This window comes from Pseudomonas sp. NBRC 111124 (assembly GCF_001320245.1).
In the GTDB taxonomy this organism is placed as follows: domain Bacteria; phylum Pseudomonadota; class Gammaproteobacteria; order Pseudomonadales; family Pseudomonadaceae; genus Aquipseudomonas.
This window is the reverse complement of record NZ_BCBA01000045.1, coordinates 37,594-64,306: the sequence shown is the minus strand read 5'-3', so window position 1 is coordinate 64,306 and position 26,713 is coordinate 37,594. Positions and strand designations below refer to the sequence as shown.

The following is a 26,713-nucleotide window of genomic DNA, read 5'->3' as shown; positions in this document are numbered from 1 at the left end:
AGCGCCGCGCGCGGCGCTCGATCTCACAGGCGATGAATCTCCTGAGGCAGGCACCCCGGCCCCTACACAACCACCGCGCCAACCACTTTCCCGCTAGCCAACCCCTTGATCTGCGCCCGATACCGCGGCAAAGCCACCGCCAGAAACACCGCCGCCAGCACCAGCAACACCACCGATGCCGCCAGCGCATACCGCAGCGATTCCCCCTGCAAACTCGGCAGGAACAGGTCACTCAGCATCCCGATCAACAGAGGCCCCACGCCAACCCCCAGCAAGGTCATGGCCATGACGAAAATCGCCGTAGCCTGGGCCAGGCGATTGGCCGGGAACAGATGGGTGATCGCGCCCAGGCACGGCGTCGCCCACCACACCCCAAAGAACCCGAACGCGCTGTAGAACAGAAATGCCTGTGGCACCGGCGTGTCACCCATGTAAAACGCAGTACCCTGCGGCCACAGGAAGTAGGCCAGGGCAAACGGAATGCTCAGCAGCGTACCCAGCAGCGGCACGCCGATCTGCCAACCCACATCACGCCGGGCCAGGCGGTCGGTGAGCACGCCGCACACCAGGGTGCCGATGGTCGACCCGCTGCCACCGATCACCCCCACCAGAAAGCCCGCCTGCTGCATGTTCAAGCCATGTGAACGGATCAGGAAACTCGGGCTCCAGGTGCCGATCGCATAGCCGGCAATCGCCGCTGCGCCACCGGTCAGCACCAGCCACGCAAACGACGGCATGCGCAGCAGCTCGCCCAGGGTCTGCAGCCAGCTTTGCGCCGGCGCGGCGCTGGCTTGCTGCAGGCGCACCGGCTTGGGTGCGCGCACGGTCAGCAACAGCAACAGGCCAAGCACAATGCCCGGCGCGCCGATCAGCAGGAACGCATAGCGCCAGCCATGCTGCTGGGCAATCCAGCCCCCCAGGCCGAGGCCGACAATAGCGCCCAGGCTCGAACCGAGCATCAGTACTGCCAAGGCGGTGGAGCGGCGCTGTGGCGGGTACAGGTCAGAGACCATCGCCACCGAAGGCGCGGTGCCGCCGGCTTCGCCGATGGCCACGCCGATCCGCGCCAGCACCAGGGTAAAGAAACTGCCGGCCATGCCGCAGAGCATGGTCATCAGGCTCCAGGCCATGCAGCTGAAGGCGATCACCGGCTTGCGCCCGATGCGGTCCGACAGCCGCCCCAGGGGCAGGCCGAACACCGTGTAGAACACCGCGAAAGTGACCCCGGACAGCAGGCCGATGCCGGTGTCGGAGATGCCGAATTCGAGCTTGACCGGCTCGATCAGGATCGCCATCAGCTGGCGGTCGATGTAGTTGAAAACATAGATGCTGGCCAGCACCAGCAAGGCGTAGTGAGTACGCCAGGTCACGGGAGGGGATGGGTTCACAGCACAGCTCCGCTTCTTGTTTTAGGTGCGCACGATGCTCGGCGCATCCTGGTGCGATTTCATCGTCTGTTCAGACCAGTTTCGCTGCTGGCATACGGCTTTGGCCAGCCTTGCTGCGGGCACTGCAGGACTAGTCTCGACGGACGATGTTTCGCACCTGGCCAGGGTGAATCATTCAGCTCATCTCCGGTGCTGCGCGCCCCTTGCGCACCGGCAACAAGAACCGTGAAGGAGCTGAAATGAGCATCTTGTTCGAGCCTGTGCGGCTGGGTGACCTGCAGTTGGCCAACCGCATCGTCATGGCCCCGATGACCCGCAGCCGCGCCGACCGCCAAGGTGTGCCGGGCAGCGACATGGTCGCCTACTACCGCCAGCGGGCCAGCGCCGGGCTGATCGTCGCCGAGGGCACCGCACCGTCGGCCAGCGGCCTGGGCTACTGCCGCACCCCGGCCATCTACAGCGCCGAACAGGTCGCCGCCTGGCGCCAGGTGACCCGCGCCGTGCACGGCGAAGGGGGGCGCATCGTGCTGCAACTGATGCACGTCGGGCGTGCCGCCAGCCACCACAACAAGCCGCTCGGCGCCGCCACGGTGGCGCCCTCGGCGATCCGTGCGCGCACCCAGCTGTTCAGCGACGCGGCCGGCATGGTCGACACCGACATGCCTGAGGCGCTGACCCTCGAGGGCATCGCCGGAGTGATCGACGACTACCGCCAGGCCGCGCTGAATGCCCGCGAGGCGGGCTTCGATGGCGTCGAACTGCACTGCACCAGCGGTTACCTGCCCATGCAGTTCATGGCGGCCGGCAGCAACCAGCGCGACGACGCCTACGGCGGCAGTGCGCAGAACCGCGTGCGTTTCGCAGGGGAAGTGCTCGAAACCATGGCCGCCGCCATTGGTGCGGGGCGAGTCGGCCTGCGCCTGTGCCCCGGCAACCCGTACAACGACATCGACGACTACGAGCCGGCGGTAACCAGTGTGGCGCTTTGTGCGGCGGTGGCGCCCTTGAACCTGGCCTACCTGCATGTCATGCGTTCGCCGGTGCCGGGGCTCGATGCCTTCGCCTTGGCGCGCAGTAACAGCACCCAGCCGCTGATCCTCAACGATGGCTTCGACGGTGCCGCGGCGCAGGCTGCGCTGGCGGCCGGGGAGGGCGCGGCAGTGTCCTTCGGCCGCCACTTCATCGGCAACCCGGACCTGGTCGAACGCCTGCGGCATGGGCGGCCGTTGGCCGGCTTCGACCGCAAGACGTTGTACACCGTGGGGGCACGCGGCTACAGCGACTACCCCAGCTGGCAGGCCAGCGCGGAGGTGGCGCAATGAACCTGCCGCAACAGTTGCACAGCCCGGCGCAGCAGCCGGTGAGCCGCGAGCAGACCCAGGCCTTGCTCGACCTGCGCAGCGCTGCCAGCGCGCAGATCAAACCACGCGATTTCTACACCCTGGCCGACCGCCTGGAGTCGCAGGCCGACCTTCAAGGCGAACGTCCGTTCCTGATATACGGCGAACAGGTGCTGAGCTACGCCGAAGTCGACCGCCTGGCCGACCAGATGGCCCATGCCTGCCTGGCCCGCGGCCTGCGCCCCGGCGACGTGTGCGCCCTGGCCATGGAGAACCGCCCGGCGTTCTTCGCGTGCTGGTTTGGCCTGGTCAAGCTCGGCGTGGTGGTGGCGTTCATCAACACCCAGGTGGCCGGCAAACCCTTGATCCATGCACTGCAAACGACCAACGCCAAGGCCTTGGTGGTCGGCGAGGAGTGCCTGGGCAACCTGCAGGCCACCGAAGGCTTGCCGCAACTGCCGCTGTGGCTGGTCAATGACGCCGAACAGCCATGGGCCGGTGAGCTGCCGACCGGTATCGACACCACCTTTACCGAGGACCTCGCCGCCGCACCGCGCAGCCGCTTCCCACGGGCGCTGCGTGCGGACATCGAGGCCCAGTCGCCGACGCTGCTGATCTTCACCTCGGGCACTACCGGCCTGCCGAAAGCGGCGCGCTACAGCCACATGCGCTGGATGTCCTCGGGCGATGTGATGGAAGTGACCTTGCAGGCCACGGCCGCCGATGTGTTCTATTGCTGCCTGCCGCTGTACCACGGCGCGGCCGCCACTTCGGTCACCTCCACGGCCCTGCGCGTAGGCGCGAGCATCGTGGTGCGGCGCAAGTTCAGCGTGCGCGAGTTCTGGCACGACGTACTACGCCATCGCATCAGCGTGTTCCAGTACATCGGCGAAATCTGCCGCTACCTGCTCAACCGCCCGGTCCAGGCAGGGGAACGTGAGCACAGCCTGCGCTGCATGCTAGGCGCCGGCCTGTCGGCGGAGGCCTGGCAACGCTGGGTCGAGCGGTTCGGCCCGATCCAGGTATTCGAGGGCTGGGGTGCCACCGAAGCCAACACCAACCTGATCAACGTCGACAACTACCTCGGTTCCTGCGGCCGGGTGCCGGACTGGAACCGCACCAACCTGCGCCTGGTGCGCTACGACGTGGAAAACGATTGCCACCCGCGTGACGCGAACGGTTTTTACCAGCTGTGCGAAGTCGGTGAGGTCGGCGAGGCCATGGGCTTTATCATCGACCATCCCGACATTGGCGGCGGCCGCTTCGAGGGCTATACCTGCGCGGCTGCCACCGAGAGCAAGATCCGCCGCGATGTGCTGCAGGCCGGCGATGCCTGGTGGAGCTCGGGCGACCTGCTGCGCCAGGATGCCGATGGCTACTGCTATTTCGTCGACCGCATTGGCGATACCTTCCGCTGGAAAAGCGAGAACGTCTCCACCCAGGAAGTAGCCGACGCCCTCAGCGACTTGCCGGGCCTTGAATTGATCAACGTCTACGGCGTGCAGGTGCCGGAGCACGAGGGCAGGGCGGGCATGGCCGCGGTGCTGATGCAGCCTGGCAAGGTGTTCGACCCGCAGGCGTTGTACCAACTGACCGAAGCACGCCTGCCGCGCTATGCCGCGCCGCTGTTCGTGCGGGTGAGTGCGGCGGCGGACCTGACCAGCACCTTCAAGCTGCGCAAGGTCGACCTGCAGCGCCAGGGCTACTGCCCGCAGGCCTGCGCCGATCCGTTGTTCATCCGTGACGAAAGCAGTGCCACGTATCAGCCCTATTCGCTGGAGATGCTGGCCCAGGTTGGTTTGCCTGCATTCGTCGGTGGCCAGCATGGCTGAGCTCAACGCGGATGGGCACGAACTGGCCAGTGGCCTGCGCTACCCCTGGCCGCAGGCGCAAGGCAGCGGCGAATGGCGCGAGGTTGCCGATGGCGTGTGGTGGCTGCGCATGCCGCTGCCGTACCGCCTCGACCACATCAACCTGTACCTGCTGCGCCATGGCGACGGCTGGGTGGTAGTGGACACCGGCATGAACACCGAGCAGACCCGAGCCGCCTGGGAGCAGGTGTTTACCGGGCTGTTCGCCGGCCAGCCGTTACTGGCGGTGATCTGCACCCACTACCACTCCGACCATGCCGGCGTCGCCGCCTGGCTCGCCGAACGCTACCGCTGCCCGATCTACATGACCGCCAGCGAGTACCGCTCGCTGTACGTCACGGTGCCCGCGGGGCAGGCGCCGGGTTGGGACTTCCACGACTTCCATGCCAAGGCGGGCTTCAGCGACGAGCAGATCGACGAGCTGTACCGGCTGATCCAGAGCGGCCACTTCCGCCCGCTGCATTTCAACAGCTACCGGCGCCTGCGCGACGGCGATCGCCTGCCCATTGGCAATCGCCTGTGGCGCGTGGTCATAGGGCGCGGCCATTCCCCCGAGCATGCCTGCCTGTATGCCGAAGACGGCAGCCTGCTGATTGCCGGTGACCAGGTGCTGCCACGCATCACCCCGACGGTGGGCGTGCATGCCACCGAACCCGAGGCCGACCCGCTGCGCGACTGGCTGGCTTCGCTCGAACACCTGCGGATGCTGCCCGACAGCGTGCTGGTGCTGCCGGCCCACGAGCGGCCGTTCTACCACCTGCATGCGCGCCTGGACCAGTTGCAGGCGCATCACCAGGCCCAGCTGGCCAAGCTGCTGGCCAGCTGCGACGCGCCCCGCAGCGCGCTCGAGCTGATGGCCGTGCTGTTCCCCAAGCTGTCAGGGCGTTTCGACGAACTGATGGCGCTTGGCGAAACGTTGGCCCATGCCAACTACCTCATGACCGAAGGGCTGCTGGTACGCGAACTGCACCAGGCGCACTACCGCTACCGCCGTGGCACGCCGGGGCAACCCGCGGCCGCGGCCGGCCCGACGGCAACGTTGACCATTCCAGGCAGCCAGCCGGTTGCCCTTCAGGAGAGTCCGTGTGATCGACAAGAACAACAATAACGATACTGGCCTTGCGAACCGCGGCTTGCCGCTGGCCGGCCTGACGGCGGCGATTGCCCTGGCATCGGCGTCGGCCTGGGCGGGGGAGACCATCGAGTTCGACAATGGCGCCACCATCGACTGGTCGGTGACCACCAGCTATGGCATCGGCGTGCGCCTGGCCAAGCCCAGCGACCGCCTGATGGGGGTCAACGCCGACGACGGCGACCGCAACTTCAACCAGGGCAGCCTGACCACCAACCGCCTGGGTGCACTGGGCGAGATGATCATGCGCATGGACAACTACGGCGCCGTGGTGCGTGCCAGTACTTTCTACGACGACGTCTACCACCGCAAGAACGACAACAACTCGCCAGCCACCGTCAACAAGGACGGTGACAACGATGAATTCACCAGCGATGCCAAGTACTACAGCGGTGGCCGTACCCGCCTGCTGGATGCCTACGTGTTCGGCGGGTGGCGGTTCGACAACGACTCGATGCTCGACGTCAAGGCCGGGCGCCATATCGAGTCCTGGGGCGAGAGCCTGTACTACCCCGGGGTCAACGGCGTGCAGAACCCCTCCGACGCGGTCAAGGCTGCGCAACCCGGCGTCGAGGTCAAGGAAGTACTGTTGCCGGTGGGCCAGGTCTCGGCCTCGTACCGCTTCAATCCGCAGTTCACCTTCGGCGCCTATATGCAGTACGAGTGGAAGGGCACCGAGCTGGCCCCGGTGGGCAGCTACCTGTCGGGCACCGACGTGATCGGCCCGGGCCGCGAGTTCCTCATCACGCCGACCGGCAACGTGCCTTACCGTGGTACCGACGAGCCCCGCGACAGTGGCCAGTGGGGCGTGCAGCTGCGCTACCGGCCGGTGCCAGCGCTTGAACTGTCGTTGTTCCACGTCAACTACCACGACAAGAACCCGGCCACCGCGCTGGTCGGCTACAGCCCGGTGCCGGTGGGTGGCGGCCTGTTCGCCTTCGCCGCCAACGGCTACCGGGTGAAGTACTTCGAGGACATCAAGCTCACCGGCATCAGCGCCTCGACCAAGCTCGGCGAGACCCAGATCGGCGGCGAATGGTCGTACCGCGACGGCGCCCCGGTCATGGTCAACACCGGCCTCGGGCCGACCCCGGCGCGCGGCAAGGGCCAGCAGTTCCAGCTTTCGGCCATGCGCGTGCTGGGCGACCGGCCCTGGGCCAGCCAGACCACCCTCACCGGCGAAATCATCCACGTCAAGGTCGACAGCGTCGACGCCACCTCCGCGGCCGGCAACCTGCAGGGCGTGGCGCTGCTGCCGAGCCTGGCACCGATGGTCGCGGCGTCCGATGACTACACCTACAAGACCGCGACCGGCTGGCGCACGCGCGATGCCAGTGCCTACACCGTGGGCGCATCGTTCAGCTACCCGGGGGTGTTCCAAGGCTGGGACCTGGAGGTGCCGGTGCGCTTCTCCAACGTGTTCAGCGGCGCGACGCCCATGGCCGGGAGCATTTCCGGTGTGCAGGGTGACCGCCGCCTCAGCGTGGGCACCACCTTCAAGTACCTCGGCAACCTGGAAGCCGCGTTGACCTATGTCGGCTACCTCGGCTCGCCCGACGCGATCAAGCGGCCGTACGCCGACCGTGACTACGCGACCTTCTCGTTGAAATACACCTTCTGACCGATCACCTGACAACGCTGGCGCCTGCGGGCGCTGGCAGGGAGGCACCATGGGGCTCAAAGGCCACGCAGCAATAGTCGGTACCGCGCAGTACAAGCCGGAGAAGTACGCCACGGCACCGAAGATGTTCCACCTCGAACAGGTCGCCGACCTGGCCGCCCAGGCCCTGCGCGATGCCGGCCTGCAAGCCTCGGACCTGGACGGCCTGGTGATCAACGGGCCGCAGTTCCACGAAGCCTCGGTGTTCGTCCCGGCCATGGCCGCCGAATACCTGGGCCTGCGCCTGAACTTTGCCGAAGTGGTCGACCTGGGGGGATGCACCTCGGTCGGCATGGTCTGGCGCGCCGCTGCCGCCATCGAACTGGGCCTGTGCCAGGCGGTGCTGTGCGTGCTGCCGGCGCGCATGGCGCCCTTGGGGCCGGATGAAGACGCGGGCTGGATGGCCCGGGCCATGCGTTTTGGTGGGCACAGCACGGCGTTCGGCGCACCGGAAGCGGAGTTCGACCTCCCTTATGGGCACATGGGCCAGAACACCGGTTACGCGATGATCGCCCAACGTTATGCCTCGCAGTTCGGCTACGACCCGCGGGCCCTGGCGAAAATCGCCGTGGACCAGCGCACCAACGCCCAGGCCAACCCGCAGGCGATGTTCTACGGCCAGCCGCTGACCGTGGAACAGGTGCTTGCCAGCCGCATGGTTGCCGACCCGCTGCACGTGCTGGAGATCGTCATGCCGGTGGCCGGTGGCGCGGCGCTGATCATCGCCAACAAGGAACTGGCCGCGCGTGCGCGCAAACGCCCGGCATACATCACAGGCTTTGGCGAGCACCTGGCGTTCAAGTCGCCGACCTACGCTGAAGACATGGTGCACACACCGATCGGCCCAGCCTCGCGCCGCGCCTTCACCATGGCCGGGCTCAAGCCTGCTGACGTCGATGCCGCGCAGATCTATGACTGCTACACCATCACCGCCTTGCTGACCCTGGAAGACGCCGGTTTCTGCGGCAAGGGCGAGGGCATGGCGTTCGTCCGCGAGCACGACTTGACCTGGCGCGGCGACTTCCCCATGAACACCCATGGCGGCCAGCTCAGCTTTGGCCAGGCCGGCTCGGCCGGCGGCATGTCCCAAGTCATCGAGGCGGTCACGCAGATCGCCGGAGCCGCGGGCGAACGCCAGTTGCAGCGCTGCGACAGCGTCTACGTCTCCGGTACCGGCGGCGTGATGAGCGAGCAGGGCGCATTGATTCTTCAGGGAGCATGACGATCATGTCGAACAACAAACCGATGCCCGTGGCGACCGAAATCTCCGCGCCGTTCTGGGAAGGGCTCAAGGCCCGTCGCCTGCTGGTCCAGCAGTGTGGCGCCTGCGCCCAGTGGCTGTTCTACCCGCGCCGGCACTGCCCGGCCTGCCTGGCGCCGGACCCGGCGTGGCACGAGGTGAGCGGCCAGGCGACGCTCTACAGCTACACCCTCACGCGCATTCCGACCCTGCCGGACTTCATCGATGAAATGCCGCAGAAACTGGCGGTGGTGGAGCTGGCCGAAGGGGTGCGGGTCAACACCACCCTGGTGGGCCTGGAGGAAGAGCAGATCCGCATCGGCATGCCGTTGCAGCCGGTATTTGCCCAGGTCGATGGCAAGGGCACCCGGCTGTTGCGCTTCACCGGCCTGGATCAGAACGCCGCAGCACTGGAATCAGCCCACGTGGTCGAGGTGGTGGCGCCTGTCGAGGTGCCCGACAACCGCCTGCAGGTCGACTGCCAGGACGGGGCCGCACTGCAGGCCCTGGTCAGCGAACAGTACAGCGACTGGAGCAACAGCCTGTTGGTGGACCAGGCGCTGATCGATGCCTTTGCCGAGCTTTCGGGTGACGACTACTGGATCCACACCGACCCTGAGCGGGCCCGGCGCAGCAGCCCGTTCGGCGGCACCATCGCCCACGGCGCGCTGGTGCAGGTGCTGCAATCGCGGCTGAAGCTGGCGCTGGGCTTCGAGATCACCGGCTTCACCACGCAGATCAACTACGGCTCCGATCGCCTGCGCTTCCCGGCGCCGGTGCCGGCTGGCTCGCGTATTCATGCCCGGGCACGGGTCAAGGCGGTCGAGCTGAACCAGCGTGGGACCCAGCTGACGCTGGAGATCAACACCCATGTGGTAGGGCAGGAGCGGCCGTCGGTGATCAATGACCTGGTGATCCTCTACCAGCGTTGATGCATGGATGGAACAGATGGGCAACGCCAGCGCATCGCAATTGCCCGGGCCCTGCTCGAGGCAGTGCCACATTTGCCGGCTGCGCGCCCTCGCTGGTTTGAGCGGATTGCGGTGTAAAACTGTGACGCCCCTTTCGCGACCTTTCAATCGCGAAAGGGGCTATGCCGGTTGCAACAAACTGACTAGTTCAGCTGCGTCAAATTGTTACCGGTAGGTAGGCATGTCATAGCAAATTCCCGGAAGTGGCTCCCACAGTCCATTACTCCCCTGTGTCGTGGGAGAACGGTAAAATTCAGGCATGTCAAGTTTGGGGAGGTGTAGTGTATGTCGTGGTTCCGAAAGTGTAGCGTTGAAGAATTGGCTGTAATTACCTTTAGTCTTTCCTAGTAGTCGCGCGGACTTGTATTTTACGTAAAGTGCTTTGCTGTCCGAGATCGAGGCAAAAATCCGTACTGTTGAGGCTTTGACAGGAAGGCCGCTAATTGTATGCAGTTGTCGAGCGAATGAGGTATTGTTTACTTCTAAAGCCAAATTGCAGCTAATGAGGCGGATGTTTCCGTACTTCTTCTTGAATAAATCATGCCATTGGGTGGCAGTGATGGATTTGTGCTGGGTTGTGGTGAGCTTACGCAGTTCTGCTGGCGTGGCTTTCATCCTCGCCTTGAAGTCGTTGATCAGCATCCCGTAGAATTTTTGGGGTGATGTCCTTATCGCTACTGTCCTGCCGCCCCTACGTTCATAACGGCCTATGTGTGCCATCCCGGTGTCATCTACGTATCCATGGCCGATAGCATTCAGCCTCGATTCAGGGGCAGTATGATCAGGAATAACCGAGGGTTTGAATAATGTTGCGCCAGTGCGGCCCTTCAAGCTAGTTCCATAAGAGGCGTGCGTTTTTCTTAGCGAAGCCAATACACGGTCTTCATAAGCATGGAAATTCAAGCTAAGCTGATGTTCAGCTTTTTGAATCTTGTCCAGTTGTGTATGATGAACCTTTTGCAGCGTGCCGTACCTGTTTTTAAGATTTGTTTGCAGATCTGTCAGCAGGCGTTTCCAGTAGGCAAGGCTCGCTTCACCGTCGGATATAGCACCTGCGCGATTTCTTGCCGCGTCAATGGCCTCTGTTATGCCACTGAATTGCTCGTCCTGATATTTATACTCAAAATCGTTAAAAATGCCGCTGATTTCATCGCCGTCTTTTGCTTTGCCAAGCGAGAATTCAGCGTTGTTTTTTCCACTGATAAGGTCGTCCAATTCCGTCGAAGCGGATTGTGCTGAGCGATATTCTTTTTCCGTTCCAGCTTGGAAGCTTTTTTTCAGGCTCTTGAGCGTACTAACTTCGTTCTCCAGTTTTGCGAGCTCGGCATTGGCGTTGTTCAGTGATGCCTGATAGCGGGACTGCATGGCGGTCACCACCCCGTTTTTTTGCGCGTTCTCTATTTTCTTGAGTTCGCTCTCGATAAAGGGGGTCATTAATTTACGATTTTCAGCTACGGCATGCCGGAATCCCACTTGATCATCAAAGAGATGGATGCCCTGGAAGTCCTCCTCTACGGACATCACATGTCCGTTACTTCGGATTCCGCCAAGGTGCATGTCCTTCGAACCAAGGGCCGGAAGTGCAATGTTGGGTGTACCGTTAAGTAGATATTGACTGCGCCTGCTTCGCTGCAGCAATGACGAAATACCATGTAACCTCACAGTTCTGCGGAGTCCGCGCAGGGCAGTCAGCGATTTTGAACCCAGCTTGGCCATGACGCTCCCCAGTTTTTTTGCTCCGGCGTACGCCAGGTCAAACAGGCCAGCAGCCATCGCCGCCCATCCCAGCTTCTCCGCCAGTTCAGGGTTGCTCTGCTGCACCGACACCTGAGCGATGGTCAAACCGGCATACGCCAGCGTCGATCCATACATCACCGCCTTCGCCACCCCGGCCATCTGCGAGCCGAATGCCGGCGCACTGGCCAGTGCCATCATCACTTGCCCCACAGGTTCCAATATCCGCGAAAGCTCCGGGTCCGACTGCCGCAATGCCATCCCCGTTGCCGTGACTGCGGCACCTGCTGTGTAGGCGATCATCAGCCCGGCGATCACCGGCGCACTCAGGGTGCCCGCCGAGGCTACGATCATCACTGCGCCCAAAATCGTCAGGCCAGCAAACAACAGCCATTCCCCCATGCTGGCAGCCTGGGGCGGCGCCGTCTCCGTCGCCGTGATGGGCGTCAGCGAGGCAATAATGGTATCGAGCCTTGCCAGGTTGGCTGCCTGGCCCTGGCGGTTGAGCATGATGTGGCCACTGGGGTCCTCGAAGTTGACCGGGTCGGCTTTCGGGCAGTAGGCACGGTCATTCGGGCCGGCTGCACCCAGGGGGCTCCAGTCGTCGGGTTGGCAGAACACTTGGTGCTGGGCGTCGTAGAAGCGGTAGCCGTCGCCCAAGTGGAAACCACCGGTCACCGGATCCACCCGCTGGCGGTTGTAACCGACGCCTACCGATTGCGCGTTGAGGGTGGCCAGATGGGTGACGCCCCAGGGTGTGAACGTGACCGAATGGCGAACCCAGGCGCCGTCCTTGAACTGGTATTCATCACCCCCACCGGTCTGCGGGTCGCCGAGCACGAACAGCCATTGATCGTCCAAGGCAACCGCAAGGCCTGCCTGGTCATCCAGCGTCAGGCGCTTGAGCACGGTACCTGCACCATCCAGCCAGGTTTCCCCACTCAGGCCATTGGCACCATAGTTGAGGATGCGCCGCTGGTTGTTGACGACATCACACTGGGCGATCAGCCGGTCATGTTCGTCGTACTCGTAATAGGTCAGCGGCGTCGTGCCATTCTTGGCAGTCACTGACCTCAGGCGGCCGCTGTCGGTGTAGGCCAGGGACTGTTCCCGCTCGTTGGTCGCCAAGTTGCCGTTGGCGTCGTACGTCAGTGTGACCGTGCGGGTACTGGCCGTGCCGGCAAGGGTCGTGATGCAGGTCATCGCGGTACGCCGAGTGGGATGCATCGCATCGCCGTAGGCATAGTTGCGTACCAGCGTGTCGTTGTTGCTACGCGTGGTCGAGCATTGGGTCATGCTGCCCAGTTCGTCGTATTGGTACGTCTCTTCCTTGATGGCATGCCCTTCGTCATCCTTGACCTGCTCGCCCGCCACAGCGTCCACCGTCCATTGCTGCAACTCATCGCTGGTGCCGGTCACGCTGGTGTAGTAGACGAATGTCTCGCTTCTTGCCCGCGTGCCGTCACGGTACAGCGTTTTGCTAAGCAGCTGGCTGGCCGGTGACCAGGTTTGCTCGTAGCGCACCTTTTCCTGGCCGTTCAGCGCATAGCTGCGCTTGGTCTCGCGGCCGAAGGCATCGTAGTCGTGCAGCACCTGCAGGTGCTGGCCGCTGCGCATGTCCTGCACCGTGAGGCAGGCCAACTGGCCCAGTGCAGTGTACGTGTAATGGTATTCGAGTGATCCGCGGCGCAACCGGCTGCGGTAGCCTTGGGCATTCTCCCAGGCCTGCAGGGGCAGGTCGTTGCTGTTCCATGTGCCGGTCAAGACGCCGCGCAGGGAGGCCGAACCCTCATCGCGCTGCTGTTGCCCATGCACTGTCCGGTTGAAGCGCCAAGTGCCCAGCAGCAGCGGTTGCAAGGTTTCGCTGGTGACCAGGCTTTGATGATCACCCTGCACCGGGCGTTCGGCCTGCATGGCCTGTGTGACGGGGCTCAACTTGAAGGTGACCAAAGGTGTCCTGCTAGCGGTGCTGCTGCCTGTTTGTGCATACCAGGACAGGCTGCCATCGGCGTTGCGTGCATGGTAAAGGCTGGTGCCATCTGGCTTTAAGTAACCGTCTGGCCGGGTTTGCAGCGTCTGGCTGGTATCGCTGCCCCTGACCAGCGTCGACACGGCGCCGTCTTTGAACGTGCGGCTGGCCAGTACCCGTTCCGGCGCGCTCGCCGACTTCTTGACGCTCATGCGGGTCGGGGATTCGTTCAAGCCTTCATAGGCCCAAGCAATGATCGATTTGTCCGGTTGGGTCAGTGTCTCTGGGCGCCCCAGGCCGTCGTAGGTGATGTTCCAGGTTCTGGCTTGCTTCGCATAGCCGGGAATGTCCTCGGTCACCTGGGTGCGCTGGCCTTTCTGGTTGAGGGTCTGGGTGGTCATGATGGCAGCACCGGCGGCAGGTCTGTCCAGGCCGTTCCACGCTTCGTGCGTCAGAGTGACCGACCCGTCCCGCAGGTTGCGTTGGGTGGTTTGTTGGGTGCTCAGTGCGCCTTGTGAGATCAGCCCCAAAGTGGAACGGGTGGTCAGCGACACATTGTGGTTTGCGTCGGTAACCACCGGGTCTTGCCCGTGGGCCTGCCAGAACCAGTCCTTGCTCTGCTCGGGCACGGCTTGGACATTGTCGATGCGCAGGCCACCCGGCAGGTAGTCGAACATCACTTGGCTGGCCATTTGGCCATCGCTGTCCCAGGAGGTTTGTTCCACCATGCAGTAATTGTCGGCACTGTGGTCAGGCCCTGGCACGCGTTGCAGCTCACGGCGCACGATGCGTTGCTGGCCATCGTAATAGCACTGCTGGTGACGCCCTTGGGCGTCGCAACTCCTGACCCGCTTGCCCTTGCCGTCTTGCGCGTAGTGGATGGATTGCGAGCCGGTGGGGAATAGCCAGGCCACCACGCCTGAGGTGAAGGCCTCTTCATTGAACGCGTAGGTGTCACTGCGCACGCCTCGGCCCAGGCTGTCGTACTGATGGCAAGTGAATGCAATGGGGTTGCCCTCGCTGTCTTGCTGGGTTTCACGCAGCAGGCGACCGGTGCGCGCCGACACGATCTGGCGCTGCAGGATGGCTGTTGCTGTCGAGTAGGGCGTGGTGCGCAGCAGTTCGTAAGTTGCGGCTTCTTTGCCGATGGTCACCACTTCGGTCACGGTCTGGGTGCTGCGGGCGTTATCGTTCTGGTACCACTGGGTGGCGATGCGTTCGCTGCTGCGGACTACGCCGGCCTTGTGCTGGTGGTTGGCCTGCACCAGGGATACGGACAACGTTGTCGGTTTGGCCAGCGTCACGTTCGCCAAGGCCAGGGTGTCGCTGTCGTCAAAGGCTTCGAAGCCATCGAAGGTCAACACGGTGTTGGGCAGCAGGGTGCCGTGCTCGTCGCGCTGGTTCAGGGCGTAGCCGAACAGGGTCAGTACCGGGGCCTGGCGGGTACCGTCGGGCAGCAGCAGGTACTGGTATTGGGCGCATAGGGGCAGCAGGCCTTTACCCGCCGCTGGGCGCTCGGTGCAGGTGAGCTGGGTGGCATCGGCCAGCGTCCTGCCGGTGCTGCCCACAGTGGCATTGGTACCGGTGGTGACCTTTGCCAGTGTCAGCCCTGCAACCAGTGTGCTGATATTCAGGGGGTGGGCGTCGGCTTCGTAGTACCAGAGGCGTGTGTGCAAGCCATCGTCAGTGATGAACTCTATAGGTTCCAGGCCGCCTGGGCGGTAACGGGTCAGCGTGGTTTCCGTGAGCGAATTCGCTGGAGGGGTGGGCGCTGGGCTGGAGGTGGTCTGATCCGTGCTGGTCATGGCTGCGGTTCCTCGGCAGTGGTGGCGACGCGAAGATCTTCGACAGTGATGTGCTGCTCTGTTTGCTGCGGCTGGCGCAGCGAATCGGGCACGGTGTTGTCGGTCTGATAGACATAGCGGGTGATGCGCTGCTGCTCGCCGGGGACCTTCTCGATAACGCGCGCCAGTTGCGTGGCACCGTCAGCGCTGTGGGACCATTCCCAGCGGGTGGAGGGGACCTGTTCCAGGTCGCTGCCGACAGGGGCGTGCGCGTAGCGGGTGGCTGCGGTGATTTGCTCTCTACCTTCCCAGGCCCAGGCGTGGTGGGTATTGGGTTGTTGGCCACCGGGGACGAAGGTGTGCAAAGCGACGCGAGGTGGTGAAACGAAATGTAGCCAGTCGTAGGCGGCCACCTCCCGTGCCCCATCGTCCTCGGCAACGCAGCACAATACATTGTCCAGTACCGGCGTTACGGTGTACTGGAAGTGCAGGCGCTGGTCGGGCTTGTCAGTCTGGGAGCCGCTGGATCGAGTCAAACGCCTGAGCAGGCAGTCCTTGATGTCCAGGGTGATACAACAGTGCTCATCAGTCTCTGGCCAGAGGGTGAAAACGCTCTGTTGGCTGCCCTTTAGCACCGGCTCGGCGGAGTATTCGGCCTTGAGCAGAACGTTAACACCGTCCTTTATTCTATTCAGGCGCACATGGCCCTTCACGCCTTGCCAGTCCAGTTGCAGCGCTCGGCTGTCGGCCTTGAGTTGCAGGGGCACCAAGATCAAGGCATTCCGCTCGACATCGGTGAGTGCCAACGCCATTTCGGTTTTCAGTTCGTTCAGCTGTGTTCTATTCGCGATGACCTGTTTGAGTTTTTCCCGATCCCTACCTAATAAATCGGCGCTCCATGTGGTGTTGATAAAGCTCGCAGCAATGGAATAGAGATGTATGGATTGGGTTTTTTCGTAGTCATCAAGGTTTGAACCTGCCACAAAACCACTGCCTCCGGTCAACAAGCCGCCGAGAATGCTCCATATCGGCGGTGCATCCTTTGATGGGGTTTCAAGATCCTCCAATGCGTTATTGATTTGCGTGATAATCGTCTCGATCTTGTTTTTAAGATTTTCTTTGTACCCTCCGCCACTTTCCAGGTTGTCATGGGTCTGGGGGAGCCCAAGGACTTCTTCGTGGCCGTTCAGATATTCGATCGTGAAGGCCGTCAGGTGATAGACCTTTCGTTTACCACCTTCAGCGCTCAACTCGTCGGTAGTCCCTTGAGCCGTTTTGAGGGTATAGCCAAGGCGCACTATTGGCTCACCATTGATCAGTTGCTTGATGTCATCGATGCTAAGCTCATCTACGGTCCCGTTGCTCAGTACCAGGCGCCGCTTGCGGTTGTCGTAGGAAGACAAACCGGAGAACGCGAAGCCATCGCCGAGGGCGCTTTCGTTGGCACGTAACGGCGAGTAGTTGAACGCCAGTGGGATCGCAGGCGTACTGCCGGAGAGGCTGGAGAGCGTTGCAACTGAGTGATGGAAGTGGAACAGGCCTGTCTGGGGCGAGACGCCATGGAGCTGCGAGCCGCTAGAGGCAAAGAGTTCAGCCCCTTTGGTATTTGCCATGTCGGCACACAGTGTGTCGTGCGCAGGTATTTCTATATTTATTTCTTTCATTGTTGTGCAGCGTTGAATTTTTCTCCAAAGAAAGTTGGGTGATGAGGTGCCGATCAAGATCTCTGCTGAAGCGCTATTTTCATCTGGTTCGAAAAGGGCGTTTAAGTCAAGTGTAAGTCCATGGTCATTTCGGGTGCATGAGACTAGAGAAAAGCCTTTGTCGATAGCTTGAGCGTCAAGTGCAATGAGGAGTTGTTCACGTAATGAGGAGGTGAGGGTGTCGATAGTTGCGAGATGACATTGGGTGGTTGTTAGGTTTGATAGGGTATCTTTTAGGAGGTCTCTGTTATCGAAGATATTCGAAAGAATTGGTGTGAGCGGACTATGTTCTGTATAAGATATGCAGTAATCTAGTGCCTCTTGGAAGTGGGCTTCAATATCAAGGAGGTTTGCACCTATTGAGCGTCCCAAATCATTTTCGTATTCACGTGTATCATCTGTGTCGAAGACATAGAGATCATTGAGTGAGGGTATAAGTCTGCGAAGTTTTCTTATTTTGGGGTGACCGGGATAGCTCAGGTCTAAGGGGTGTAAATGTGTTTCTAATATGCCTATATCGATTTGCGTGGGGTTTTTTATTATTTTTTTATAAAGTAGATTTGTTGTCTTGTAAGAATAAAACGGTTTTTGAATTAATTCAGCATATAGAAAATATATGTCGTGCACATATGGTACTATGTGGTCTCTTTTGATTTCCTGGGTGCTGAGTAGGTGGGATTTATGCGCCTGAATTGGTCCTTTTCTAGTGTCTTCATTGATAAGAAAGGGCAAAGAATTAGTACCTTGGATGCCAGTCGCTGTGGGCGCTGGTATTATTTTCCTCAGTGTTGTTTGTAACTGGAAAGCAGTTGCCCCACGCATTGTCCACGTATTCAGGGAAGTGCCGGAATCGTTGAGGTCGATGCTGAGCCCAAGCCAAACAACCCCGTTTTCTTTCAAGTGTTCTTCAAGCGTTTCCTCTAGCTTGGCTCGCTTTTCTGCCTGGTCTGTCGAAGACTCCATCGCCGACAAAGTAAAGGAGGAAGCGTGGCAGAGGTATCCCGTGCGCGTGTCACGGCTCTCAATGACCAACTGAGCACTTTCGTCGCCAAGGCAGGCGTCAAGCACGCCATCAATATCCTCGCCGGTGCGGCTTGACCAGGCAGGTGAAGCCAAAGGCGCGCTCATCCAGATGCGCAGTGGCACGCCGGCGCGCAGGCAACGCCATGTCGAAGCAGGGGCCGTGCCGATGCCGCTTGCCTGTTCCAGTTTGATGTAGGGGGCCAAGGGACTGCCAGCCAACTGGTTGGCCAACGCGTCCGGCCATTGGTTCTGCGCCTTCGTTGCAGCACTTGGGCAGAACGTGAACGGCGATCCTGGCAGCGGTGCGCCCGTTACATCATCGTGTACCGCAATCATCACCTCGTTATCCAAGGCCAGGTCCGCGTTCACGGTGAATGATGCATGCTCAAGCCAATTGACGGATTCAAGTTGAACAGAAAGGTCGGACAGTTGCGGTATCCACAGCTGATTTCCCTGCTCCGCAGGCGTGATGCTGATGCCATCGTCCTGGCGTTTGCCGGCCCTTAGCATCGCACTGTGCGGGTTGAGAAATTCGCACAGCTGTTTGCTCCAACTACCGCGGGTGCTGTTCGCTTCGGGCTGGAAAAAATGCGATTCGTACAGGTGCTGACTGGTCCTGTGGCGTACTTGAATGCATACACGCTCTGCCAACGACGGCGCTGCATCTGGAAGCGAGAGTGCACTGACCTGATTGGCCTTGAACGGCAGGTTGCTGAGCAGCTTGCAATGCGAATCAAATGCCCACAAACGGTCGATCTGGCTTTTCTCGACGTTGTTGTAACCCGTGAAGGTGTGCGAGGTGGGGGCATCGGTGTTTTCGGTCAGTTCGGCGTCGTTCGAGAGATGCCCGGCCTGGAGCAGCACGGAACCCTCGACCAGCCTGCGGTCGGCCTGGATCGCCTTGACCAACGCAACAGGCCAGGCCACGCGGGCCTTGTTGGCTTCGGTTGCTTTCAGCGAGACGGTTTTCAGCACGCGCCCGTCGACGGGGTCGACGGCCCAGACGTGAACGGTTTCGTCCAGCTGCAGGTCTCGGTCCGCCAGCACATGGCAGGGGCTTGCCCAAACGCAATCACCGGTGCCCAGGGTACTGTGCTCGAAGCCTGTCATGCTGGGCAGCCCGGCCAACGGTTCGGGCGCTACGGCAGGTTGGACCGTAGGTGCAGAGGTGAGATCGGGTAGTTCAAGAACATAATCAGGTGCGATTGCATGCACGAAAGCCTGGTATCGGTTGGCTTCCATGTCCACGAAGTCAGGCGCTGGGGTGTTGCCGTCGAAGAAAAAGAAGGCGCAGCTCACCTCATGCTTGTATGTGGCTTTACGTTCGGAGATCTTCTTTGAAATCTTGGGGCTGCCAATAGCGTCTTTCAAATCGTCCGTGTCTTTATCGCGATTTAGCGCTACCGCGGTTGGGTTTACATGCGTTGAAACCTTGCCGATCAAAAATGCGACAGAAACATCACTACTCCTTTCTTCGAGCATGAGTGGGTGAGGGATGGTATGGAGTTTATCGTGGTAGCTGGCCTTCACCAGCCGCCAGCCTCTCTTGAAAAACTCGGAAAATTCGTTCGCTATTTCTTGCTTTGTTTGTTCAAGGGATTCGAAGCTTTTGATAGCGCTCCAGCCAAGACGCTTGGGTTCTTCATCGGAGAGCTTTGGCTTCAACCAAACGTACCAATCGTTGTAGTCATCCCAGTAGTAGGAAGAGCCGTTGACAGTGACGGGGTCGCCTTCTGACAAGTATCTGAACACATCCATTTCATAGCTGTAGGTTTTCTTGGCACTCATTTCAACCTCTCCGGTTGGAGGTCCCAACAGGGTGCGTGATCACGCCGCTGAGCCGATGTAGGTAACAGAGGTGATTGAGTGTTCATCTGGATGGAAGTGAGGGCAACTGGCAAAAATGTCAGTTGCGAACATACGAATTTGGTTCTTGTGGCGTTGCTATCAGCATGACGGGGTTCCCGCGAGCAGGCCTGCGAACTGAAGTGCGATGTGCGCGAATTCGCACTATTTGAGGGCGATAGCCAAGGCGCTGGCGCATGAGCAGCCGGGGCCGCTTCTGGCTTTAGTGACACATGCCCGCGCAGAATCTCACGCGGTGGATGGCACCGGCTGCGCCGGTGTTCGCGGTTAAAGCCGCTCCTACAGGATTATCTCGGCTTCAAGGAACGCGCTGTACTTGTGGGAGCCGCGCTTGCCGGCGATGGGCTGCGAAGCGGCCCCACGATTTCAAGGTTGTTGCATAAATTGCCGGGGCCGCTTCGCGGCCCATCGCCGGCAAGCGCGGCTCCCACAAGGTACAGCGCACGGCTGGAGATTCCGACAAACCTTAAGCCATTTGGACGATGTTTCCCGTCCGTCCCCGCCGGACTATCCCCCATGCCCCCCGCCTGACAAGAACAAGAGGAACGGCTCATGGCTGCGTTGTACCTGCCCCTCGATCAGGAGCGATGCCCATGCGCTCGGTGATCGGCTACCTGGTCTGCCTGTTCGTCGGCCTGACCATCGTCTTTACCTTCCTGCCACGCCCCGAAGCTACCTTCGCCGACGACCCGCTGCGCGCCGACCGGGTTCAGGTCAACGCCTTGCTCGACCTCGACACCCGCGTGCTGGCGGTGGGCGAGCGCGGCAGCATCCTGTTCAGCGACGACCAGGGCGTCAGCTGGCAACCGGCGGTGGTCGAGCCGCAGCGCGAGGTCGCGCTGACCGCCCTGGTGGCTCTCGATCGCCAGCGCCTGCTTGCGGTCGGCCATGACGGCTGGATCCTGCGCTCCGACGACGCCGGCCAGCACTGGCACGAGGTGCGCCACGACGACCAGCTCGGCGAGCCGCTGCTGGGGGTGTGGGCGGCCGGTGCCGAGCGGGTGCTGGCCTATGGCAGCTTCGGCAAGTTCTACCAGTCGATGGATGCCGGGGCGACCTGGCAGCCGTTGGCGCTGGAGGTCGACAGCGCCCACCTCAACGGCATGGACGGTGGCAACGATGGCCGGCGCATGCTGGTCGGCGAGCAGGGCCTGGTGCTGCGCAGCCGTGATGGCGGCGGGCAGTGGCAAGCGCTGCCGGCGTTCTACAGCGGCTCGCTGTTCGGCGTCGTGCGCCTGAGCAGCAACGACTGGGTGACCTACGGCATGCGCGGGCATGTGTTCGTCAGCCACGACTTCGGTGGGCATTGGCGCCAGCTCGAGCTTGGCAATGCGCTGCCGCTGTACGGCCATACCCGCCTGCCGGGCGGTGGCCTGCTGATCGTCGGTGCCGGTGGCTCGCTGGTGCGCCTGGACGGGCGCGGTGAACTGGCCAGCGCCACGCGCCTGGCCGGGCACGGCACGCTGACGTCGGCGGTAATGGTGGGCTCACGGCTGCTGCTGGGCGGTGAGCAAGGGGTTTTCGACGCCAGCGCGGGCAACCTCGCCACGCTGGGCAAATGAGAGGCAAACCATGAAAAGAGCAGACACCCGAACCGCGCGCTGCGTGGAGGCCACTGCCCAGGCGTTGATGAAGGGCCGCAAAGGCCTGCTGTTGCTGTTCGTGCTGTTGACCCTGGGCCTGGGCTACAGCGCGACTCACACCCAGCTGGACCCGGGCTTCAACAAGCAGATCCCGGTGCGCCACGACTATATGGTGAATTTCCTGCGCTTCAGCCAGTACTTCACCGGCGCCAACCGCTTCCTGGTCAGCGTGCGCTGGAAGGGCGAGGGCGACCTGTACAACGCGCAGTTCCTCGACACCCTGCGCAAGGTCACCGATGACGTGTTCTTCATCTCCGGGGTCAACCGCGCCAGTGTCACTTCGCTGTTCACCGCCAACGTGCGCTACATCGAAATCACCGAGGAAGGCTTCTACGGCGACGTGGTGGTGCCGCCGCGCTTCAATGGCAGCGCCGCGGACCTGGCCCAGGTGCGCAGCAACGCCGCGGCCTCCGGGCAGATCGGCCGGCTGATCGCCAACGACCTGAAGTCGGCGATGGTGCGTGCCGACCTGCAGGACATCGACCCGCAGACCGGCAAGGCGGTGGACTATGTCGAGGTCGCCAAACGCCTTGAGGCACTGCGCCAGAAGTACGCCAGCGACGACATCGAGATCAGCGTGGTGGGCTTTGCCAAGCTGGTCGGCGATGTGGTCGAAGGCCTGAACACGGTGATCGGTTTCTTCGTCATCGCGTTCGCCATCACCGCGCTGCTGCTGTGGCTGTATGCCCGTTCCTGGCGCCTGACCCTGGTCGCGCTGGTGGTGGCGCTGCTGCCGGTGGTGTGGCTGCTGGGCCTGCTGCCGCTGCTGGGGCTGGGCATCGACCCGATGTCGATCCTGGTGCCGTTCCTGATCTTCTCCATCGGTGTGTCCCACGCGGTGCAGATGACCAATGCCTGGAAGCAGGACGTGGTGGCCGGGGCCAGTGCCCGGCAGGCGGCGCACTCGGCGTTCTGCAAGATCTTCATCCCCGGTTCGCTGGCCTTGCTGATGAACGCCCTGGGCTTTGCCGTGATCATGCTGATCGACATCCCCATCGTGCATGAACTGGGGGTCACTGCCTGTATCGGGGTGATGTTGATGATCATCACCAACAAGCTGATGCTGCCGATCATCCTCTCCTGGCTGCGCCTGGAGCCTGCCGCGCTGCAGCGGGCCCAGGCCCGTGAGGCCGGGCGCCATCGCCTGTGGTGGCGGCTGTCGGCGCTGGCCGAGCCGGGCCCGGCGCTGGCGGTGTTCGCCGTGAGCCTGGCGCTGCTGGTGGGCGGCGCCTGGAAGGCCCGGGAGCTGGCGGTGGGCGATATCGGCGCCGGGGCGCCAGAGCTGCGCGGCGACTCGCGTTACAACCAGGACAACGCGCGGATCATCGGCAGTTATTCGATCGGCCTGGATGTGCTGTCGGTGTTCGTCGAGGTCAAGGGCGTCGAGGAAGGCTGCCTGTCGCCGGAGGTGATGCGCGCGGTCGAGGCCTTCGACTTCCGCATGCGTGCGGTCAATGGCGTGCAGTCGGTGCAGAGCGTGGCCGGCATGGGCAAGCGGGTGATCGCCGGCAACAACGAAGGCAACCCGCGCTGGGCGGCCATCCCGGGCTCGGCCCGTGGCCTGAGCCAGGGGGCACGGGCCTACATGCCGGACGACGGGCTGGTCACCGAAGGCTGCCAGCAGATGCAGATCCTGGTGTTTCTGGCCGACCACGAAGGCGCCACCATCAGCCACGCCATCGGCGAAGCGCGGCGGATCATCGCCGACGTGCGCACGCCAAAGGTCGACTTCCTCCTGGCCGGTGGCAACGTTGGAGTCATGGCGGCCTCTAACGAGGCGGTCAAGCGCGCCGAAGTGACCATGCTGGCGGCGCTGTTTGGCTCGGTGGCGCTGTTCTGCTGGCTGACCTTCTTCTCGCTGCGGGCGGTGCTGTGCATCCTCGTGCCCCTGGCCATCGTCGCGATCCTGTGCAACGCGCTGATGGCCATGCTCGGTATCGGCCTGAAAGTGGCTACCTTGCCGGTGATGGCCCTGGGCGTCGGGGTCGGCGTGGACTACGGCATCTACCTGTACGAACGCATCCAGCACGAGATGACCGCCGGCGCCGACCTGCGCGAGGCGTTCTACCGGGCCATGTGCCAGCGCGGCACGGCGGCGGTGTTCACTGCCCTGACCATGTCGATCGGCGTGTGCACCTGGGCATTCGCACCGTTGAAATTCCAGGCCGACATGGGCGTGCTGCTGTCGTTCATGTTTCTGGTCAACGTGCTGGGGGCGATCTTCCTGCTCCCGGCACTGGCGGCGTGGTTCAACCGCGGGCGACCGTTGGTCGCCCGGCAGGCGGCGCCCAGGGCGGTGCTGGTGGGCGAAGGCGCAGGAGATATCCGGTAATACAAAATAACCCCGGCGCCCCTATTGTCGGCGCCAGGGCGGCCAGCGAGACTGTGCCGCGGCCACATCGCCAAATAAAAATAAGAAAGGGTAGGCCAATGCCTGCCCGAGCGAGGAGAAGACTGTGGAGCTGTCTTGACCCATGATGCGCTGGCCCGACTCGGCTGCGACCTGACAACCTTCGATCGCCTGGTCGGTGAAGTCTATGAAGGCGCCCTCGACCCCAAGCTGATGGCCCGTGCGCTGACCAGCTTTCGCACCCTGTATGCCGCCAACTACGCCACCCTGATCCTGCGCGTGCCCGACCAGCCGGACATGGGCGTGATGATCATCTCCGGCGACATCGAAGGGGCCGGTGACGTCACCTACATGACTTACCCGCAAACCAACACGCCCTTCACCAACCAGCCGCCGGACCATGTGTTCACGGTCGACGACGTCATGACCCCGGCCGAGTGGGAGCGCAGTGCCTACTTCAAGATGTTCTGCAGCCAGCAGGACGTGTACCACGTGATGGGCGCCGACATTTCCACACCCGATGGCGGCAAGCTGCGTTTTCGCATCACCCGCTCCCAACGCGAGCCGAATTTCTCGGCCGATGAGCGCGCCCTGTGCGGGATGTTCCTGCCGCACCTGCGCCGGGCCCTGCAGGTGCACAACCTGCTCGACCGCAGCGAATCGCTCAGCGAGCTCTATTCCCAGGCCATCAGCCGCCTGTCGGTGGCCACCCTGGTGCTGGACGAGAGCGGCAGCGTACTGCGGGTCAACCCGGTGGCCCAGGAGATCCTCGCCAGCGCCGACGGCCTGAAGCTGGTGGGCGGGCGTCTGGAGGCGACCTACCCGAGCGACAACCGCGAGCTGCAGCGGTTGATTCGCGCGGCCTTTTCTGCGGATGCGCCCAAGGGCGCCGAAGCCATGTCGGTGACCCGCCCCTCGGGCCTGGTCAACCTTGGCCTGGTGGTCGAGCCGATCCCCTCGCTGGACTGGGCCGACGAGCGCGGCAAGCCGGCGGCGCTGGTGTACATCCGTGATGCAGCGAGCAAGTCGCTGGCCAGCGAAGTGGTGACCAAGCAACTGTTCAACCTGACCCGCGCCGAAACCGCGCTTGCCATGGAGCTGGCCAACGGCCTGTCTCTGGAGGAGGCCGCCGAGGCGCTGAACATCCGCCGCAACACCGCGCGGGCGCACTTGCGCTCGATCTTCTCCAAGACCGGCGTGCGCCGGCAGACCGAGCTGGTGCGTATCCTGCTCAACAGCGTGGTCGCCCTTGGCAAGCCCAAGGTGGTGCTGAAGGCGCCCGAGCGCCTCAAGGTGCCGCTGCCGCAACTGGCCGTGGCGCGCCGAGCCTGAGGTGCATCCAGGGCGCCAGCCGTAGTCCGCAAGGACGATGCTGGCGCGCTGGCGTTCTGCCGATACTGCACCGACCTATCCTGGAGATCGATCATGTCTGTTACAGCTATCAGCGGCAGTGCCTCGGGCATTGGTGCCGCCGTTGCCGCGGCATTGCGCGCGGCGGGTCATGAAGTCATCGGTATCGACCGTGCCGATGCCGAGGTGGTGGCCGACCTTGCTACCGAGCAAGGGCGGGCGGCGGCAATTGCCGAAGTGCTCGAACGCAGCGGCGGGGTGCTCGATGGCCTGGTCTCTTGCGCCGGGGTTGGCGTGACCGCGCCGTCCTGCGGGTTGATCCTGGCGGTCAACTACTTTGGCGTGAGCCAGTTGCTCGAAGGCTTGCAAGGCGCCCTGGCGCGCGGGCGCAACCCGGCGGCACTGGTGATCGGCTCGGTGGCCGCCACCCAGCCAGGCGCCGAGCAGCAGGCGATGACTGGCGCCATGCTCGACGGCGACGAAGCGCGGGCGTTGGACCTGGCCAATGGCCTGGGCCAGCCCCATGTGGCCTATGCCTGTTCCAAATATGCCATCACCCAGCATGCCCGCAGCCTGGCGTCGGCCTGGGGCCAGCGTGGCATGCGCCTGAACGTGGTGGCGCCGGGCGCGGTGCAGACCCCGCTGCACCAGGCGTCGCTGGACGATGCGCGCTTTGGCAAGGCGGTGCGCGAGTTCGTCGCGCCGCTGGGGCGCGCCGGGCGCCCGGAAGAGATCGCTGCGCTGGTGGCGTTCCTGCAGTCCGAGCAAGCGCAGTTCGTCCATGGCAGCGTGGTATTCATCGACGGCGGCATGGACGCGATGGTGCGTGCGCCGCGTTTCTGACAAGGACTCCCTATGAACAAAGTGGCCTTCATTACCGGTGCCAGCCGTGGCATCGGCCGTGCGGCGGCGCTGGCGTTTGCCCGCGCCGGTTACGACGTGGCGATCAGCGCACGTACGCTCGAGGAGGGCGAGCAGCATCAGCACGCCCTGCGCGATGCCGCAGGTGCTCCGCTGGCCGGCAGCCTCAATGGCACTGCCGAGGCAATCCGGGCGCTGGGCGCACGCGCCCTGGTGGTACCGATGGACCTGCTCGACAGCGCCACGGCCGAGCAGGCTTGTGCGGCGGTGCTGGCCGAGTACGGGCGTATCGATGTGCTGGTGAACAATGCCATCTACCAGGGCAACGACCTCAATTCGACCTTTCTGGCGCTGCAGCCGGAGACCTTGGAGCGGATGTTCAAGGGCTATATCCTCACGCCCTTGCTGCTGACCCAGGCGGTGGTGCAGCGAATGTTGGGGCAGGGCGGCGGGGTGGTGATCAACGTCACCTCCGGCGCCGGCGAGAGCGACCCGCCAGTGGCGGCGGACAAGGGCGGCTGGGGTTATGCCTATGGTGCTGGCAAGGCAGCGGTGTCGCGGTTGTCGGGCATTCTGTCGACCGAGCTGGGCGAGCGGGGGATTCGTGCCTATACCCTGAACCCTGGGGTGGTGACCACCGAGGCGTTGAAGGTGACCATTGGCGAGCAGGGAGTGATTGCCTTGCGCGCCGGCAGTGCACCGCCTGAGGTGCCGGCGGCGGTGATGGTGTGGCTGGCGACGGATCCGCAGGCGCCGCAGTACCAGCGGCGGACGGTGGCAGCTCAGTCCTTGGCCCTGGAACATAAGATCGTCGCCGACTGGCGGTGA

Annotated in this window: 14 protein-coding genes; 11 read left to right on the top strand and 3 right to left on the bottom strand. The window is 62.8% G+C overall.

The features are described from left to right. Nucleotides 1-62 precede the first annotated feature (62 nt). Nucleotides 63-1,388: an MFS transporter gene (locus APH28_RS18560; protein WP_060511877.1), complete on the bottom strand. Its 1,326-nt coding sequence runs from the start codon at nt 1,386-1,388 to the stop codon at nt 63-65. A gap of 239 nt (nt 1,389-1,627) precedes the next feature. Here APH28_RS18560 and APH28_RS18555 point away from each other — a divergent pair, with 239 nt between their 5' ends. From APH28_RS18555 to APH28_RS18530, 6 genes are read left to right on the top strand one after another with little or no spacing between them, the layout of a single operon-like run. Beyond that, nucleotides 1,628-2,710 carry an alkene reductase gene (locus APH28_RS18555; RefSeq protein ID WP_060511875.1) on the top strand — a complete coding sequence of 361 codons (1,083 nt, stop codon included), beginning with the start codon at nt 1,628-1,630 and terminating at the stop codon, nt 2,708-2,710. Further along, on the top strand, nt 2,707-4,560 hold the full coding sequence (locus APH28_RS18550; protein ID WP_060511873.1) for a long-chain-acyl-CoA synthetase: 1,854 nt from the start codon (nt 2,707-2,709) through the stop codon (nt 4,558-4,560). The genes APH28_RS18555 and APH28_RS18550 overlap by 4 nt, the downstream gene beginning before the upstream one ends. After that, nucleotides 4,553-5,707: an MBL fold metallo-hydrolase gene (locus APH28_RS18545; protein WP_082432333.1), complete on the top strand. Its 1,155-nt coding sequence runs from the start codon at nt 4,553-4,555 to the stop codon at nt 5,705-5,707. Before APH28_RS18550 ends, APH28_RS18545 begins: the two co-directional genes overlap by 8 nt. Further along, nucleotides 5,685-7,352 (top strand): DUF1302 domain-containing protein, encoded by a 1,668-nt coding sequence (locus APH28_RS18540; protein ID WP_060511871.1) that lies wholly within the window; start codon nt 5,685-5,687, stop codon nt 7,350-7,352. The genes APH28_RS18545 and APH28_RS18540 overlap by 23 nt, the downstream gene beginning before the upstream one ends. 49 nt (nt 7,353-7,401) lie before the next feature. Further along, on the top strand, nt 7,402-8,613 hold the full coding sequence (locus APH28_RS18535) for a thiolase family protein (RefSeq protein ID WP_060511869.1): 1,212 nt from the start codon (nt 7,402-7,404) through the stop codon (nt 8,611-8,613). A gap of 5 nt (nt 8,614-8,618) precedes the next feature. Next, entirely contained in the window at nt 8,619-9,563 is a 945-nt protein-coding gene (locus tag APH28_RS18530) for an OB-fold domain-containing protein (protein WP_060511886.1), read from the top strand. A 204-nt stretch (nt 9,564-9,767) separates the two neighbouring features. Here the strand turns inward: APH28_RS18530 and APH28_RS18525 are convergent, their stop codons facing one another. Next, nucleotides 9,768-15,110 (bottom strand): RHS repeat-associated core domain-containing protein, encoded by a 5,343-nt coding sequence (locus tag APH28_RS18525; protein ID WP_060511867.1) that lies wholly within the window; start codon nt 15,108-15,110, stop codon nt 9,768-9,770. Then, on the bottom strand, nt 15,107-19,603 hold the full coding sequence (locus APH28_RS18520; RefSeq protein WP_060511865.1) for a hypothetical protein: 4,497 nt from the start codon (nt 19,601-19,603) through the stop codon (nt 15,107-15,109). The genes APH28_RS18525 and APH28_RS18520 overlap by 4 nt, the downstream gene beginning before the upstream one ends. Before the next feature lie 671 nt (nt 19,604-20,274). Here APH28_RS18520 and APH28_RS18515 point away from each other — a divergent pair. The 5 genes from APH28_RS18515 to APH28_RS18495 all read left to right on the top strand — a co-directional run bounded on the left by APH28_RS18515 (nt 20,275) and on the right by APH28_RS18495 (nt 26,713). After that, nucleotides 20,275-21,243, top strand: coding sequence for a YCF48-related protein (locus tag APH28_RS18515; RefSeq protein WP_060511863.1), 969 nt, complete (start codon nt 20,275-20,277; stop codon nt 21,241-21,243). 10 nt (nt 21,244-21,253) lie between these two features. Then, nucleotides 21,254-23,656, top strand: coding sequence for an MMPL family transporter (locus APH28_RS18510; RefSeq protein WP_060511861.1), 2,403 nt, complete (start codon nt 21,254-21,256; stop codon nt 23,654-23,656). A 135-nt stretch (nt 23,657-23,791) separates the two neighbouring features. Beyond that, complete coding sequence (locus tag APH28_RS18505) at nt 23,792-25,006, top strand: helix-turn-helix transcriptional regulator (RefSeq protein ID WP_256249950.1); 1,215 nt, start codon at nt 23,792-23,794, stop codon at nt 25,004-25,006. 93 nt (nt 25,007-25,099) lie between these two features. After that, the gene (locus APH28_RS18500) at nt 25,100-25,867 is read left to right on the top strand and encodes an SDR family oxidoreductase (protein WP_060511858.1); all 768 of its coding nucleotides are present in this window, start codon (nt 25,100-25,102) and stop codon (nt 25,865-25,867) included. Between the two features lie 12 nt (nt 25,868-25,879). Beyond that, entirely contained in the window at nt 25,880-26,713 is an 834-nt protein-coding gene (locus APH28_RS18495; protein ID WP_060511856.1) for an SDR family NAD(P)-dependent oxidoreductase, read from the top strand.